The 15363-nt window shown below is 43.4% G+C and carries 17 protein-coding genes; 3 read left to right on the top strand and 14 right to left on the bottom strand.

Translation table 11 applies throughout. The features are described from left to right. Positions 1 to 34 precede the first annotated feature (34 nt). The 10 genes from MASE_RS05990 to MASE_RS05945 all read right to left on the bottom strand — a co-directional run bounded on the left by MASE_RS05990 (position 35) and on the right by MASE_RS05945 (position 8965). Positions 35 to 1375 carry a sigma 54-interacting transcriptional regulator gene (locus MASE_RS05990; protein ID WP_014948857.1) on the bottom strand — a complete coding sequence of 447 codons (1341 nt, stop codon included), beginning with the start codon at positions 1373 to 1375 and terminating at the stop codon, positions 35 to 37. Further along, positions 1372 to 1956, bottom strand: a complete 585-nt coding sequence (locus MASE_RS05985; RefSeq protein WP_014948856.1) for a hypothetical protein — start codon at positions 1954 to 1956, stop codon at positions 1372 to 1374. The genes MASE_RS05990 and MASE_RS05985 overlap by 4 nt, the downstream gene beginning before the upstream one ends. 1 nt (position 1957) lies before the next feature. Continuing rightward, a complete protein-coding gene (locus MASE_RS05980; protein ID WP_014948855.1) occupies positions 1958 to 3355 on the bottom strand; it encodes a sensor histidine kinase in 1398 nt (465 codons plus the stop codon). Between the two features lie 60 nt (positions 3356 to 3415). Then, on the bottom strand, positions 3416 to 3697 hold the full coding sequence (locus tag MASE_RS05975; RefSeq protein WP_223866688.1) for an EF-hand domain-containing protein: 282 nt from the start codon (positions 3695 to 3697) through the stop codon (positions 3416 to 3418). Between the two features lie 298 nt (positions 3698 to 3995). After that, positions 3996 to 5624, bottom strand: coding sequence for a putative bifunctional diguanylate cyclase/phosphodiesterase (locus tag MASE_RS05970; RefSeq protein ID WP_014948853.1), 1629 nt, complete (start codon positions 5622 to 5624; stop codon positions 3996 to 3998). A 215-nt stretch (positions 5625 to 5839) separates the two neighbouring features. Continuing rightward, positions 5840 to 6067 (bottom strand): hypothetical protein, encoded by a 228-nt coding sequence (locus tag MASE_RS20205; RefSeq protein ID WP_014948852.1) that lies wholly within the window; start codon positions 6065 to 6067, stop codon positions 5840 to 5842. A gap of 181 nt (positions 6068 to 6248) precedes the next feature. Continuing rightward, entirely contained in the window at positions 6249 to 6689 is a 441-nt protein-coding gene (locus tag MASE_RS05960; protein WP_014948851.1) for a tellurite resistance TerB family protein, read from the bottom strand. A 251-nt stretch (positions 6690 to 6940) separates the two neighbouring features. Continuing rightward, positions 6941 to 7423 (bottom strand): ATP-binding protein, encoded by a 483-nt coding sequence (locus tag MASE_RS20200; protein ID WP_014948850.1) that lies wholly within the window; start codon positions 7421 to 7423, stop codon positions 6941 to 6943. Then, positions 7390 to 8616, bottom strand: a complete 1227-nt coding sequence (locus MASE_RS19805) for a SpoIIE family protein phosphatase (RefSeq protein ID WP_014948849.1) — start codon at positions 8614 to 8616, stop codon at positions 7390 to 7392. Before MASE_RS19805 ends, MASE_RS20200 begins: the two co-directional genes overlap by 34 nt. Positions 8617 to 8659: 43 nt before the next feature. Continuing rightward, on the bottom strand, positions 8660 to 8965 hold the full coding sequence (locus MASE_RS05945; protein WP_014948848.1) for an STAS domain-containing protein: 306 nt from the start codon (positions 8963 to 8965) through the stop codon (positions 8660 to 8662). A gap of 171 nt (positions 8966 to 9136) precedes the next feature. Between MASE_RS05945 and yciH the strand changes: the two genes are divergently transcribed. The 3 genes from yciH to pheA all read left to right on the top strand — a co-directional run bounded on the left by yciH (position 9137) and on the right by pheA (position 11870). Beyond that, complete coding sequence (yciH, locus tag MASE_RS05940; RefSeq protein WP_014948847.1) at positions 9137 to 9469, top strand: stress response translation initiation inhibitor YciH; 333 nt, start codon at positions 9137 to 9139, stop codon at positions 9467 to 9469. A gap of 63 nt (positions 9470 to 9532) precedes the next feature. Then, positions 9533 to 10333, top strand: coding sequence for a response regulator (locus tag MASE_RS05935; protein ID WP_014948846.1), 801 nt, complete (start codon positions 9533 to 9535; stop codon positions 10331 to 10333). A 283-nt stretch (positions 10334 to 10616) separates the two neighbouring features. Next, on the top strand, positions 10617 to 11870 hold the full coding sequence (gene pheA, locus MASE_RS05930) for a prephenate dehydratase (protein WP_014948845.1): 1254 nt from the start codon (positions 10617 to 10619) through the stop codon (positions 11868 to 11870). A 42-nt stretch (positions 11871 to 11912) separates the two neighbouring features. Here the strand turns inward: pheA and MASE_RS05925 are convergent, their stop codons facing one another. From MASE_RS05925 to MASE_RS05910, 4 genes are all read right to left on the bottom strand, one after another. Then, positions 11913 to 13673 (bottom strand): GGDEF domain-containing protein, encoded by a 1761-nt coding sequence (locus MASE_RS05925; RefSeq protein WP_014948844.1) that lies wholly within the window; start codon positions 13671 to 13673, stop codon positions 11913 to 11915. A gap of 17 nt (positions 13674 to 13690) precedes the next feature. Further along, the gene (locus MASE_RS05920) at positions 13691 to 13903 is read right to left on the bottom strand and encodes a hypothetical protein (RefSeq protein ID WP_014948843.1); all 213 of its coding nucleotides are present in this window, start codon (positions 13901 to 13903) and stop codon (positions 13691 to 13693) included. A 171-nt stretch (positions 13904 to 14074) separates the two neighbouring features. Next, positions 14075 to 14578: a GNAT family N-acetyltransferase gene (locus MASE_RS05915; RefSeq protein ID WP_014948842.1), complete on the bottom strand. Its 504-nt coding sequence runs from the start codon at positions 14576 to 14578 to the stop codon at positions 14075 to 14077. Further along, positions 14578 to 15348 (bottom strand): SAM-dependent methyltransferase, encoded by a 771-nt coding sequence (locus MASE_RS05910; RefSeq protein ID WP_014948841.1) that lies wholly within the window; start codon positions 15346 to 15348, stop codon positions 14578 to 14580. The genes MASE_RS05915 and MASE_RS05910 overlap by 1 nt, the downstream gene beginning before the upstream one ends. Between the last annotated feature and the right edge of the window lie 15 nt (positions 15349 to 15363).

Raw genomic sequence — 15363 nt, 5'->3', positions numbered from 1 at the left:
GATGCGTTTAATAACTCTTCAAGCTCGACTATGTCTATCTGAAATCAGCTGCGTCTAGCTCGTGCTTTTTCATAAGCTTGTGCATATCAGTTCTATTTCTACCAGCAAGCTCTGCCGCGCGCGTTACGTTGCCGTCAGTCATTTTAAGAAGCTTGTGCAAGTATTGCTGTTCAAACGCGTCTCTAGCCTCTGTAAGCGTTGGCCAGCTTTGTTTAGTGGCAGACAAGGCCTGCTCTACTAAGTGAAGCGGAATCACAGGCGTTTGCGTTAACGCAACACACTGCTCGACCACATTCACAAGCTGACGTACGTTACCTGGCCAAGATGAGGTTACCAGCTGTTGCATAGCGTCATCAGAAAATTGGCTTACATTCACGCCATGACGCTGTGCGCTTTGCTGCAGCAGCGAGCGAGCCAGAAGTGGAATATCTTCACTTCGCGATTTTAGCGACGGAAGTTTTAGGTTCACCACGTTTAGACGGTAATATAAATCTTCGCGGAAGGTGCCTTCTTCCATTTCTTTGTGCAAGTCTTTGTGCGTTGCAGAAATGATACGCACATCGATGTCTACGTGCTTGCTGCTACCTACTGGACGAATTTGGCGCTCTTGTAATGCACGCAGCAGTTTTACCTGCAGCGTCATCGGCATATCGCCAATCTCATCCAAGAACAAGGTACCGCCGTCGGCTTCTCTAAACAGACCAGGGTGAGCAGCTACAGCACCGGTAAACGCACCTTTGGCATGACCAAATAGCTCAGACTCAAGCAAGTTTTCAGGTAATGCTCCACAGTTAATAGCTACAAATGGTTTGTCGCTGCGGTTACTGGCTTTATGAATGGCATTAGCAAGCAGTTCTTTACCTGTACCGCTCGCGCCGCTAATAAGCACAGATACTTCACGCTGAGCTATGCGGAACGCCTGGTCTAGTACATTTAGCATTTCTGGAGAACGGGTAATGATGTCCTTTGCCCAATCCCCAGGCTGTGCAGCTTGAGACTGGCTAAGTGCTTTTTGCAGCAGCGCGCGTAATTCGTCGTGATCGACAGGTTTAGGCAAAAACCCAAATACACCACGCTGAGTGGCTGCTACCGCATCAGCAATGGTGCCGTGAGCCGTCATCAGAATTACAGGAATATCTTTTCTAATTCCCATAATTTCTTCAAACAAACTCAGACCATCTAAGCCCGGCATACGCAAGTCACTTAATACTACATCGTAGTTGTCGTTTTGAAGCTTTCTTAACGCTGATTGACCGTCTTCCACTGCGGTCACCTCATAACCTTCGCCTTCCAGACGAATGGTTAATAAGCGCAATAAGCTCTTATCGTCATCTACCAACAATAAGTTAGGGTTACTACTCGCCTTTTCGCTCACTGTTGTGTACTCCTGTTTTTATCCATCAGTGTTGCTTCAATCTGCAACAATTCTTCTAGTTTTTTGCGCAGGTTAACTGCTTCAATTTCAAGTGCTTTTACTTTCTCGCCACGAGAAGTATTTTCTTGCTCCAACACCACCATGGCAGATTCAAGCTGCATAATCTGATTGTTGTGCGACGCAGCAATAACAGTCACCACTTCTTGCGCAGTGGGTGTAAATGTTCCAGCAATATCATTTAGGGCAAGCTGCGCGCGCAACCTGTCTTGATAAGGTGTATCTGTTGGTAGTGTTAAAACGTAGGCGTGAAGCGTGTCAGATGCTGTATCACCTAACGCTTTTAATGCTTGCTTACGCTCTAACCAAGGTTGGTTGGCCGCGTCAATCCACGCGTTAAGCCAATAGGTTGCATCGCAATTGTGCTCGAACCCCTGTGGAGGCTCAACAAATAAACAAAGGCCACGTTCTATTTTAGCTACAGGCGTCACCTTTTCTGGCTCACCTGCGTTGTCGTTGTTCCTGGTTAAACTCTGACATCCTGTCAGCACCAGTAAGGCGACAATTAAACCACTTATTCTCATTTTATTTTTCCTGTTGCCCAATGGTCACTCTAAAGCAAACATCGGCATAGTCTACATCTACAACACGCACATCACCATGCATCAGTCGAGCGCAATCGGCAACAATTGATAACCCTAAACCCGTCCCAATGACATTGTCGTTTCTCGGCTCGGTTCCTCGGATAAAAGGTTCAAATAAAGTATGTACTGACTCTGGAGCAATACGCTTACCGCGATTGGCAACATCCAGTACAAGATTATCGTTTTCGTTATAAAGGCTAATATTTATCGGTCTTCCCACTGCGCCATGCGCGACCGCATTGGACACCAAGTTATCAAGTATTCTTCTAAACAGCTCCTCGTCTATACGCACCTCGGACGCAGTTATCTTTACTTCCACTTCTCTATCCTGAATGGCGAGCGCGTAATCTTCTAAACAAGCAGAAACTAACTTACTAACGTCACTTTGTACCATTTTTGGCTGAGCTTGTTGCAACAGCAGGTTGTAGTCGAGCAACTTTTCCACCAGCGTGTTGAGCCTTTGCGTGCTAGCAGTAAGTAGCGAAAGTACTTCGCGTTGACTGTTATTCAACTCGCCCACCACGTTTTCAGACAACAAGCTGCAGCCTTCTTTAATGCTGGCAAGCGGAGTTTTAAGCTCGTGAGCAGCGTGTCGCAGCAAGGCGGTTCTAATATGCTCCAACTGCTGTAGTCGATCATAAAGCCAATGTAAATCTTTCTCTACATCAATCAGTTCTTTTGGCGCTTGTCTTGAAAGGGGTGGAAGCTGACCATCGCTGTGGGCCATGATCCTTATAATCTTTTTTAAGTTGTTAACGGGGTTCACAATAAGTTGACTCCCCATCAGTATTAGCAATAACGAAACGCTTACAAGCATAGCTGTAGACCAAGCTTGTTTTGCTTGCATGGCATTTAAATCATCTTGCTGGACTTTGACACGTTCAGTAATAGCGGCTTCTACATCGTCGCGAAGCTGGTCGACGCTATCGCCCACTGACGCAAGGTATGCATTAAGTAAAAGCTGGTCTTCAATCGCTCGATATTCGGCTAATTGATTTAGCTGTTCTGAAAGTCGTGTGCAGGTAGTTGGTACCGAGAGAGCCTGACATAGATTGTCAGCGGCCACGGCAAATTGATCGATGGCGTTATCAGAAAGAGAGGCCACCCTATCATTTCTCAACACAGCAAATTGGCGAATGCTGCGCTCTACGTCAACGACCGCGTTATCGAGTCTTTGCATGTCGCTAACAACATCGACAACAAACCGTGTTTCAAGTGTTGTCATTTGACCCACTTTGGCTAAGTCGCTTTGACTTTGCCAAAGTAAGGCTATAAGAGGGATAAGGGCCAGTACAAAACTACCTAGCGTCAACTGCCTTAGTGAACCAAGTTGTACCAAGCGTTCACCAAACGAAACCTTGTTTATCAGAACCTTACCCTCTTAAATATATTATTTTATCTACTCACTTGCTGTGAGCTTTTCATTGCCTGGCGTCAACTTGCTTTTTGCCAATTCGGCTTCGGAAAGTTTGCCATCTTCGTTGTCATCAATCAGCCCAAAGTTACGCAGTAGACCTGTGTGTCGAACCGCTTCTTTAAGTGATATCAGACCATCTTTATCTGTGTCTAATTCCTGCATCAACGAGCGCGCTGGACTTGCGTACGCGTCCGCTACTGAAATGGCTTGTACTGCAGCAACAGCACAAAGTGCTAAGAAAACTTTTTCGAGACGTTTCATCATGAATCCTCCGCTAAACGCTTTTAAAATCCTTCTCAATCCGCTTTGATACCAGCCCTGTGTTATCAGGTTATGCTGCTATTAAAGCTCATGGATACTACCACTAGTCTTCAATTAACCACTATCATAATTGCATTCAAACTGCTTATGCGATTTTCAGACCAAAAAGAAAAAGCACATTAAAAACAGCAGCATATGCAAATAAGTGTACTATCAACCACTCAGCATACAGGTTAAATGTTGCAAAAAAGAAACACCACTTTGAAACACTGTATGTCAAAGTGGTTTTATCGATACCTTGCTATACAGAGAAACTACTATCGCTATAATGGGAGGGAGAGCAAGTGAGCTCCGATAAGGGGATGGGCTTGCTAAACATAAATCCTTGCACATTGTCACATCCATGCTCTCTAAGATAATTCCACTGTTCAAGGTTTTCTATGCCCTCAGCACATACCGAGAGTGACAGTCTTTTCGCCAAATCAATAATTGCCCCAGTCACAAGACGGCTTCGTTCTGAAGTTTGAATTTCCATTACAAACTGTCGGTCAACTTTTAGCGTGTCGATATTGATTTGCGTCAGGTAACTTAACGAGGAGTAACCCGTTCCAAAATCATCTAGAGCTATGGCGCACCCCATATTTCCGATGCGTCTGAAGAACTTGTTTGAAAGAGTAAAGTTTTCTAGATACGCACTTTCTGTCACTTCAAATTCAATGTTTTCTGGGTTGATGTCATAGAGCTTGAAAGTATTGTAGATGTAGTCAAACAGCTGCGAGCTTCGCAAATCATGTCCAGATAAATTGATTGAGGCTCTAAACGGAGACGTGGCCCATTGTTTTAAATCTGGCATATCAATACAAACGCGCTTAATTACCCAACGGGTAATTGCAGTGATCTTACCGCCCTGCTCAGCAATGGGGATAAACTCGTTCGGCATGACCAAGCCAAATTCAGGATGTTGCCAACGAATAAGCGCTTCTACGCCGATTACGTTCCCTTCGTTGTTAACTTTAACCTGGTAATAAACAACAAACTCATCGTTGCTGATTCCTTGCTCAATACCGTTAGCTAAGTGGAGTTTACGCTTGTGCGACTCAACCATATCAGGTGTAAACAGTGTGTAGCTGCCCCGCCCTCGCGCTTTTGAACGATACATTGCAAGGTCTGCATTGCTCATCAGCTCGCTTAGGTCGTAGCCCGCATCGGAAGCCGTAGCGATTCCAACGCTTAAACCTACCGTTAGTGATAAGCCACGCAGTTCAAAAGGCTCATCAAATGCGGTAATAAGTCGCGTTGCCAAGCTTTGCGCTTGGTCAGTAGTCACATCTCTATCGGGCAGTACTAAGAACTCATCCCCTCCCAGTCGCGCGAATAAATCGCCGTCGCGCAGCAAACACTGAACTCTGTCAGCAACCTCTATGAGAATGAGATCTCCGGTTTCATGTCCTAAAGAATCATTGATGCCCTTAAACCCATCTAAATCAAAAAACAGGAGCAGTAAGTCTTCATCATTTCTTTTGGCTCTGGCTAGCTCAAGTCTTAAGTTATCGAGAACAAACTGTCGATTGGGAAGACCGGTTAAGCTATCGAAGTTTGCCAGACGAGACATGGTTTCTTGTTGATCAACCAATGTTTGCTTTTGCTCAAAGTTGATGAGTAACTCAACTTCAATGGTATCCAATAAACTATTAATGTTATTCGATAACTGTCCAATTTCATTAGATGTATTAAGTGAACTGCGCAGCGCATAATCTTTTGACTCAAATACTTCTTGAGTAAACTGCCTCAGCGACCCAATAGGAGAAATCAAACGGTATAAAATAAAGACACAAGTGCCAGTGCAAAGCAGCCAAACCGCGATAACGATAGGCACTTGCTTAATGAGCTGGCGGGCTGAACTTGCCGCCATGGTGTCTTCAATATCCACATAAAGAACAACATGTCCAAGTGGGTATAGGCTACTACCTACAATTTGATGGGCAGTGATAACATTGTCGTATTGCGTAACACCAAATGGAATTTCTGCAGGATCAAGTGGAACAGATTGATTGGAAAGCTGGCTTAAGGAATCAGGTTGAATAGTGGAAATGACTTGATAGTCGTTGTCATATAGCGTGGCGGAAATAAGATTATCGTGTTCTTTTATCGGTTGAAAAGAGAGGAAAATAATGCGTTATCACCGGGACTTCGCTCCATGACAACCGATAACTGCAGCGACAAAGCGTTACTTAACGTCGCGGTATTGCCCTTAACCACATCCACCACAGAAGCGTTGTGTTCTAATTTATTAACAATTACCACAGAGAGCGCCAGCACCGACATCGTCAATGCAATGACAAGCCCAATTGGGATTTTCAACGTTCTAAACACTCAACTACCCTTACTTCAGTACTGCAAGCTGTTGTAAGCAAGTGATGCCATAGGCTCTGAAACAGCACTGTCACCGCTAAGCTTTTATTATTATTTGTTCACAATAGTAAGGTACAGGTCGCTAAATTTGAATCCATTTTTTTAGCTAATACAAAAAAGACTAACTGAGTGATGATGAACGCTATGTTCTTTCAACTACTTCAAGTTTAGTTTTAATGTATTGGCTATGGGGAACGTACAATAAATCAGCTATTTGACGAATAGTACTCTCTTCAAGAGGCGCTAAAGATTCATCCGCGTATGCAATAGCCCAGAGGCTCTTTATCACATCTCTTTTCTCATCAGCGCTGCAGTGTTTATTTAGTACTTGAGTAAAACGCACTAAGTCAATTGAATCGTCAGCCGTCTCTTGCCCTCTTTCAAGCAACAACGACATCGCTTCCTCATCTATGTTTACATGCTTTCTGAGCTGTTTCTCGTATTCACTTCTCTCGCTATCCGTTACTTCATTATCAGCGTTTACAATTTCACTAAGTAATGCAGCAGTCGCCAATTCAACGGTATACGTTGGCTCTGTGCGCTTATGCGTGTCTTCGAAAAGTTTAAGAAATGATTTCAGCATGGGGCCCTACTTCTTGTGTCACCGCAGAAACGCCCGCGGTTAATGAAATTTGAGTATCGATAAAACTTTTACTCGGTAAAAGCTAAATTCGATTAATTGCTGGATTAGATGGACAGATTTACAGCGATGACTAAGTAAGCAAGTCTATGTAAACTGTACTCAACGACTAGAGCTGTAAAGTGAGAGTTTAAAAGCCCTCAGAGAAACATGAATATGAACATTTTGCTCGTAAATATATTTTCTAAAGGCGCCTAAATTTTAGTATCAAGTAAGCAAATCACTTTACTCCCGCCATTTTCGAACCACACTCGTTCGCACAGCGCGTGAAGCAAAGGGAGCCCACGCCCAAAGCTTTCGTCATGAACGGAATGACGCCGGCCTACCGTACTTGCCTTATTCCACTCAAAGCCTTCACCACTATCTTCAACCGCTATCAGCACCTTACCTTTAAGGGGTAAAGACTCTATCCTAATATTAATTCGCCCGTGACTAAGCGCTTTTAGAGAAGCCTCGCGGTTTTCGTAATATTGATGGAACCCTGTACTATCAGCTTTGAGTTTTGAGTCGAGTTTCAAGATCCCATGCTCTAACGCATTATTAAACAGTTCCGACAACACGGTATAAATTATCGAACGCACCGCTTGAATGCCCTCACATTGCCCCGCAAGCTGTAGCACGCGTTGGAGAATGTCAGGCTGTTTCAAATGTTGTGCGTCAAGCGCAACTTCATGCACCGATGGCAATCCAAAATCCATGTTTGGTGATACGGGCGTTTTAATGGTTGAGAGGTAAACACGACTAGCGTGACATCATCGTGAAATGAAGAGGCTGCGCAATGCTCTTTCGCCTTAAGAAAAAGTGAATTGGATTCTATTTTCCCATGCGTCTGCATTTGCTCTTTTACTATTCTTACCAAGCCTTCCTCAAGAAGCATTTCTCCCTCTTGAGTAGTACTCTCAATTAGCCCGTCGCTACAAATTACAAGCTGTTCATTGCATCCTAATTGAATGGTATCGCAATCGGTGTTGAGTTCATGCTCGTCTAGGATCCCTAATGCCATGTGACGTGAGGGGATGCAGCGCAGCGCTAAATCAGTTTTCGCAGGAACAATGACAGCCGGCATTCCACCCTGCCATAAGTTGATTCTATTGCCCCCCGCGTTAATTTCGCCCACCACTGCGGCCATAAACATGTCACTTGGTAGAAACTTAATTAAAATTCGATTTAATTCTGAAATAATCTCAGAAATAGATACCCCTTGCTGGCTGAGTTCCTGAAAGGCTCGGGTTACAGGCAACGCACCAATTGCTGACGCCAAACCATGACCTGTAAAATCTCCCACCACAAAATAAATACCACCACTAGGGCTTGATTCGCATAGAAAGAGGTCGCCATTAAAGGTTTCAGCTGGCTTTAGGAAGCAGTCGAAATGCGCCATTACCTCGGGTCGATTGACAATAGCGTGGCTAAAAATATGTTCCACAATGGCGTGCTCTCTCGCCACTCTTTGATTGAATAATCGAAGTGCTTTATTTTGCTGTTCTATGTGTTCACTCAAAGCACGTATTTTTAAGTGGGCTCGAATTTTGGCAATTAGAATGTGTCGGTCGAAGGGCTTTGTGGCAAAGTCGTTCCCGCCAACTTCCAGACACCTCACTAAGCTTTCTTTATCTTCTAATGCGGTGATAAAAAGAATAGGTAGATACGGCCCTTTCGCAAGCTTGCGTATTTTGGGTGCAACGTCAAAACCACTGAGCCCAGGCATCACAACATCCAACAAAACCAAGTCGGGTTTTTCGTGCGTAAATTTTTTGATAGCTTCAACACCATCCACCGCTTCGATACACTCTTTATAGCCTGCGTTATAAAGCATGTTAGTAAGCAATGTACGGTTGATAGCCTCGTCGTCAACAATGAGGATCTTCACGTATGTCTCTTCGATAAAATGTTAATTTAGCGACTTGCTTTTCTTACTTAATGTCGAACTTTTTATCGAATCGAGATATTTTCAGGATTTTAGCAACCTGAGGACGGGCATTTTCGATACTGTAGGTTAATTCTCTTTCAGCGAGTGTCTTTTGCATGTTTAACAACATACCTAAGGCAGAGCTATCCATGTATTCAGTACGCGATAAATCTACGGTGATGTGAGAGACATCGGCGCCCAGTTCGCCATAGGCGTTTCTGAAGTCTTCTACCTTACTGAAGTCAAACTTAGTGCCTACATCTACCACTAGTACTTTCCCTTGATTTTGATAGCTCGACGTTATTTCCATATTCGCTCCTTAAAAATGTAAGCAGAAATGCTTCATCACATGCTTTTAACTTTGCTATTCTTATACTAGTTGAACTTTTACACATCGCCATGAAAGTCATCTTAAACTTTCGTATGGTAATGCTTTTTTTATCGCCATTTAGATGGAAAGACGCAATTTATTGAGGTATGTATGCAAGACTGGCAAGACGCCCTTTTGGTCTATAGTACTGAAAGCGGCAAAATAAAGCCTGAGCCAAAAGAGCAAGCGCGTTCGGTGTCTTCTGACGGCGTTGTTCGTATTCACAGGGAAACTAAAGGTCGCAAAGGAAAAGGGGTGTCTCTGATTAAGGGATTAGACCTCGCGTCTGATGAGCTGAAAAAACTAGGCTCTGAGCTAAAGAAAAAATGTGGTTGCGGCGGCGCAGTGAAAGACGGTGTCATTGAAGTACAAACTGATGACAGGGAAAAGCTCCGCACACTACTTACCGATAAAGGGTATAAAGTTAAGCTTGCTGGGGGCTAATGTAACGCTAGCCAGCTAGCGAGCTCTCACTTTTTCATAAACATATAACAAAAAGAGTCTGAAATGGAAAAGCTGTCAATTTCTGATCTACACATTATTTTAGTTGAGCCTTCTGACACACAAAGAAAGATCATCACCACTTTGTTGTTAAAAGAACACGTAAAGGAAATTGACCCCGTCAGTACCCTTTCCGAAGCTCGTTCAGCGGTAAAAGCGCACGGTGCTGACCTAATCGTAAGCGCGATGTACTACGAAGATGGAACCGCACTAGAACTACTTAAATTCATTAAAGAAGACGACGCATTTAAAACAATTCCCTTCATGTTGGTTTCCAGTGAAAATCGTTTGAGCAAACTAGAAGAGTTTAAGCAGGCGGGTGTTGCGGCAATTCTTCCTAAACCATTTGAACCCCTTCATTTGTCTCGTGCGTTAAACGCAAGCTTAGATTTAATCAATCACGATGAACTAGAATTAGAACTATTTGACGTACACGATGTTCGCGTACTACTTGTTGATGACAGTAAATTAGCGCGTAATCATATTCGACGCGTACTAGAAGGCATGGGGCTTCAACGCATAAAAGAAGCAGAGAATGGCGCAATGGCGCTAACTTATATAAAAGATGAACCTTTTGACCTCGTGGTTACCGACTACAATATGCCCGAAATGGATGGCAGGGAACTATCGGAATTTATCCGCTTTAATCCAGAAACCACACATATACCGATTATCATGGTAACGTCAGAGTCAGCTGACAGTGCACATATGGCTAATATTCAGCAAACAGGTGTGAACGCGCTATGCGATAAGCCTTTTGAGCCCAACGAAGTAAGACAAATGCTTTCAGCACTATTAGGTAACTAAGCGCTAAAATATTAAACGGCGTTCTCAAATTACCCACCGGCAGGTGTATATTTACGGCACCTGCCAACGCTTCATGCCCTAACCGTTTGGCTTTTTATAAAGCCAACAGCGCATTTTAATTACTTTTTCAAGTCCCCCACATTAAAAACAACTATTCAATTTGTAAAAATGGGTTGACACACATAGGCGTTCAACATACATTCAAACCTATGAAACAGAATATTATGCACGTAGCACTTTTCTTTTTTGCGTTTATATCCTTTAACTAGGGAGGCGCGGCTACATGCATGAAAACCTCCCAACTGGGAGGTTTTTTTTTAACAGAATTTTCTTATACGATACGCACGGGAATGATATGTCAGACAATGCATTAGATACTGTTAGAGAGCGGATTACCGCTTTAGACAGTGAATTACTTACTTTACTCTCAGAACGCAGAAAGTTAACCAACGAAGTGGCTGAGACGAAAATAAAGCATCACATTCCTGTGAGAGATCAAAAGCGAGAAGAACAGCTATTGGTGCGCCTAATAAAAGAAGGCCAAAACATTGGCTTAGACCCTCATTATGTGACGCAAATTTTCCACGTTATTATTGAAGACTCTGTTTTAAACCAGCAGGCTATGCTTGCTGAACGCGCTAACCCTGGCAGTACATTGCCTTTAAACCGAGTGGCATTCTTGGGCGATAAGGGCTCTTACTCTTATCTAGCAACGCAAAAGTACTTCTCTCGTCGCCCAGGCGAATTGCTGGAAATTGGCTGTCAGAGCTTTGCTGAAATTATTCACAAAGTTGAAAGTACAGAAGCCGATTACGCGGTATTGCCTATTGAGAACACGACGTCTGGCAGTATCAATGAAGTATATGACCAGCTACAGCATACCCAACTTAGTATTATTGGTGAACTCACCCACCCTATCCGCCATACATTGTTAGTGGGAACCAACACCAGTATCGATAAAATCAAAACGCTTTACGCTCACCCTCAAGTGTTCACTCAGTGTAGCCATTTCTTAGCAGAACTAGGGAACGTAGAAGTGAAAACCATGGACAGCACCTCGTCTGCCATGTTGACAGTTAGTGAGCTTAAACGCGATGACGTAGCCGCAATAGGCAGCGAAGCGGGTGGTAACTTGTACGGCCTAATGGCTATAAAGAGTAACTTAGCAAACCAAAAAGAAAACCATAGCCGTTTTATCGTTGTTGCGCGCAACCCAGTAGTGGTTCCACTTCAAGTTCCAGCTAAGACAACACTTGTTATGTCTACCATCCAAAAGCCAGGTGCACTTGTAGAGGCCTTGTTGGTGCTACGAGAGAACAGCATCAATATGACGAAGCTTGAATCGCGTCCTATTCCAGGTAATCCGTGGGAAGAAATGTTCTACATTGATGTAGAAGGCAACGTAGAAGATGGCCCTGTACAAAATGCCCTTGATGCATTGCGTGGTATTACCCGCTACATCAAAGTATTGGGCTGCTATCCAAGCGAAGAAATTAGCCCGACCAAAGTGGCCGCGGCGAGTGCGCTGGCTGATTAAGCCAGCACACGCCCCAGTGTTTACTTTCTTTCGTTGTAATGTTTAGGCAGGCTGAAAGGCTTGCCCTACATTACCAACGTCACTTTCACCATTAACCTGAAAGACAGAAACTCTGTTGCGGCCATGCTTTTTACTGCCATACAAAGCTTCATCGGCATTGGCATACAGCGCCTCGAATTGATACTTTGATGACGCAGTGCTGGAGATACCAAAGCTTGCTGAAATATCGAAGGTAAAACCGCTTTCAGCTGTATCAATTTGACGGATACTATTGCGCATACATTCCGCTATTTCTTTTGCTTTTTTCTCATTACACCCTGGTAATAGTAGGCCGAACTCCTCACCACCTAAGCGCCCGAAAACATCTTCTTTTCTGCAGTGTTTCCTCACCGCGTTAACTACTGCCTTTAATACCCAATCGCCTGTTGGATGACCGTAGCTATCGTTAACTGACTTAAAGTGATCAAGGTCAAAAATTACAAAAGATAATACGTCCTGCTGCTCTGACATTCGATCAAGCGCTTTCGATGCCAACTCAGTAAAATAGTGACGGTTCGCCACTTTTGTTAACGAGTCAGTTTGCGCCTTTTCCCTAAGTGCTGCATGTAACTTACGATTTATTATTGCCCACATAAGGACAAGTATCGTGGTGGAAGCAAGCAATGTTATCAACAGCCTGTGATTTTGCTTTTCTTCTCGGGAAAGGGCTGCTTGTGCTTTCAGTAGGCTATTCTCTTTGTCCAGTAGCTGAATTTCGATATTCTTCTCGAGGTTATCGAACTTAGCCTGTTGAATCGCCATTTGCTTAACGTTGTACTCATCAAGGTACGCTTTATCAGCCTCAGCGTATTGAATAAATGCATCTAATGCTTGTGCATTATCCCCTTTCTCTATTGCCGACTGGTACAGTATATAATATGCCGTTTTTCTGGGTTTTGAATATCCCATGCCTTTTGCAAGCTCCGCGCCTTTAAGCGCACTCTCCTGTGCGTTATGAAAGAGCTTATTGGCAAAATAGGCTTGTGCTAGCGCTGTATAGTACTCTGACGTTAATCGTGGATAGTTAGTACTTTCAACATCTGCTTGGATAGCAAGTAAGGCGTCTAACGCCCCTGCGATACTGTCTGGCGATGCTAACATCAGTTGAGCAAGCCATAATTTTGCTAGATTCAGAGCGATTGGCTCTTTACTCGCATTACATACCTCAATAGTTGTATTTAGCGTTTCTCGGTCAAGTCGTCCTAAATTGTGCAGCGACTCACTACGCAGATTGTGAGCCAGACACGCATTGCGGGAAGAAAGCTCTTGTCCAATTACGCGAGCACTGTACTGCAAACTCTGCTCAAACTCTTCCAACTGATTATAAAAAAGCGCAATCGTCAAAATTGAAAGGTGCTTATCTTTATCTTTCGCTAACGAAAGTAGAGGAACAATATCAGGAATTTGCTGAAGTGCTTTGGGAAAATCCCGAACTAACGCGTAGTTGTTGAGAATTGAATTTTTGGCTCGTAGTTGTAACGATTTATCTGAAGCACTTTGAAACACACTTTCATAAAGTGGAACTGCCTCTATGAGTTTTCCTGAATACGATAAGCTATAAGCATTGAGATAGTTAAAGTATTGGACTTGGGCCGGTGAAAAGGAGGCTGATTTATTACTGAGAGCCGACAATGACGTACGAAACGCCTCCACGTCTTGACTGCGAAGTGCATCAGCGCGCACCAACTGCTGATCAATTTCGTCAGCAGAAAGCGGAAATATGAAAAAGGGGCAAAGTAACGCCCCTATTAAAAACCTAACCACAATTTAAACTATCAGGGTTAGTGAAGTGACACTTGGTTCTTTTCTTCACTCTCTTGTACATCACCAGGCGCGTCTTGCTCTTCATCTTCTGGCATCAAAAGACACCACATTTTTTCTTTCTCTTGAGAAAGTTCGTCTGCGTGGTCAGCTTTAAATTGTGCAATTACATCAGTGTCACGTTGCTTAGATGCATCTTGTGCAATAGCGAGAAGTTCTTTTAGCGCTTTCATGAGTTTGTTCTACTTTATAGTTATTAATGTTTAATAGGTTAGCAACTATTTGATGAGTTGTTAATCAAATATATAGAATTTTAGACATATTATACCAGTTACTATTTGCATCAATTACCTTTGAAAACAGAAATACTTACTGGTTTATTAGGTATGATGTAACCAAATATTCTAGCGATTAAAGGTATATGTGACCAAGTTGGTTTTACTTGGCTGAAAACGGCTGTCCTTTGACTGTTTGAAGTTTAATTGGGTAACTAGACGTTTTGTAGCGAGGTGACGCTTTTCAAATTGGGCAACAATTTGGTGAAGATTTAGATTTTCCAAGCCAAATTCGACTAGCGCGCCCATCGCTTCTCGTGCCGCGCCTTTTCCGTTCATTGAAGGCGCTAATATAATTCCAATCTCTGCAGTGTCTTGTAAAACGCTTTTACAAAGCATCTGAATTCCACAAAATGCCTGCGTTTGATTACACGTTATCGACCAGACCTTCTGTGCTGGCCAAGGCCTTTTGTTTGCTTCAATGAAAGTACTAGCGACTACTTCACTTTCCTTCTCAGAAAGGGGCTCACCTATTAATCGCATAACTTTTCTATTTTGGTACAAGCTTGCTGTTTCCTCTTTCCACTGCTGGCAAAGTAAAGCGCTGGTAAAACGAGGTGTAGCGAACTGCACTAGTTAGTACCTTTGGAGTAATCGACATCATCTATCACTGGTTTACTAACTGGTGGTATGACAAGTGTAGAGTGCTGGTTAATTTCGTGATTATGCAGTTCACCAATAGCAATCGTCGTAGCTCTGAACTCATCGATGGGCAAGGTTGCAGCTTCATATAAAATAGCGCTGTCATTCGCTTGGTAAATAGATAACAGTTTATCAGTAAGCTTTTTTCGTTGAAGAGAGCTGGAGGTAAAAACGGCACTTGAGAAATCTCCTGCAACCCCAACCTGCCATAAAACTAAATACGCAGCCGTATCTACTTCTCGTTTATATAGTAGAAACTGGTTTGCCTCGTAGTGTTGGCAACCTAGAGCACCTGGGTCTATGCCCAAATCGGCGTATAGGCACGATTCAGCTGAGATCCCCGGCAACATGTAAGCATCAAACCCTCGACTTTTAGCGATTGCGATAGCGTCATGAGGCACCTTTGCAAAAACCCCAGGGTGTCCATAAAAAGCGCCAACTACTTTTTCGCCTTTCTCCACACGCTCTAGCATTGCGCTAGTCATTTGAGCATAGGTATCGTGGCGATCTTTGCCTTCACCATAGAAAGTTTGTAGGTTTACTGTGTTTTTGTTCAAAGAGGTGATCCATGCCTCCATGTAGTGCTCAGCTACACATACGAAAACGACGTCGGCTTGCTCAATATGACTTTGACAAATAGGCGATAAATGCGCTCCAACCATCATCCCGGTTCCGACACATACTAGGCTGCCTTGTTGCATGTAACTGTTCCTTTC

Origin of the sequence: Alteromonas macleodii ATCC 27126 (assembly GCF_000172635.2) — a bacterium.
Taxonomy (GTDB): Bacteria; Pseudomonadota; Gammaproteobacteria; order Enterobacterales; family Alteromonadaceae; genus Alteromonas; species Alteromonas macleodii.
The sequence above is the reverse complement of the archived record's forward strand: the minus strand, read 5'-3'. Positions and strand labels throughout refer to the sequence as shown.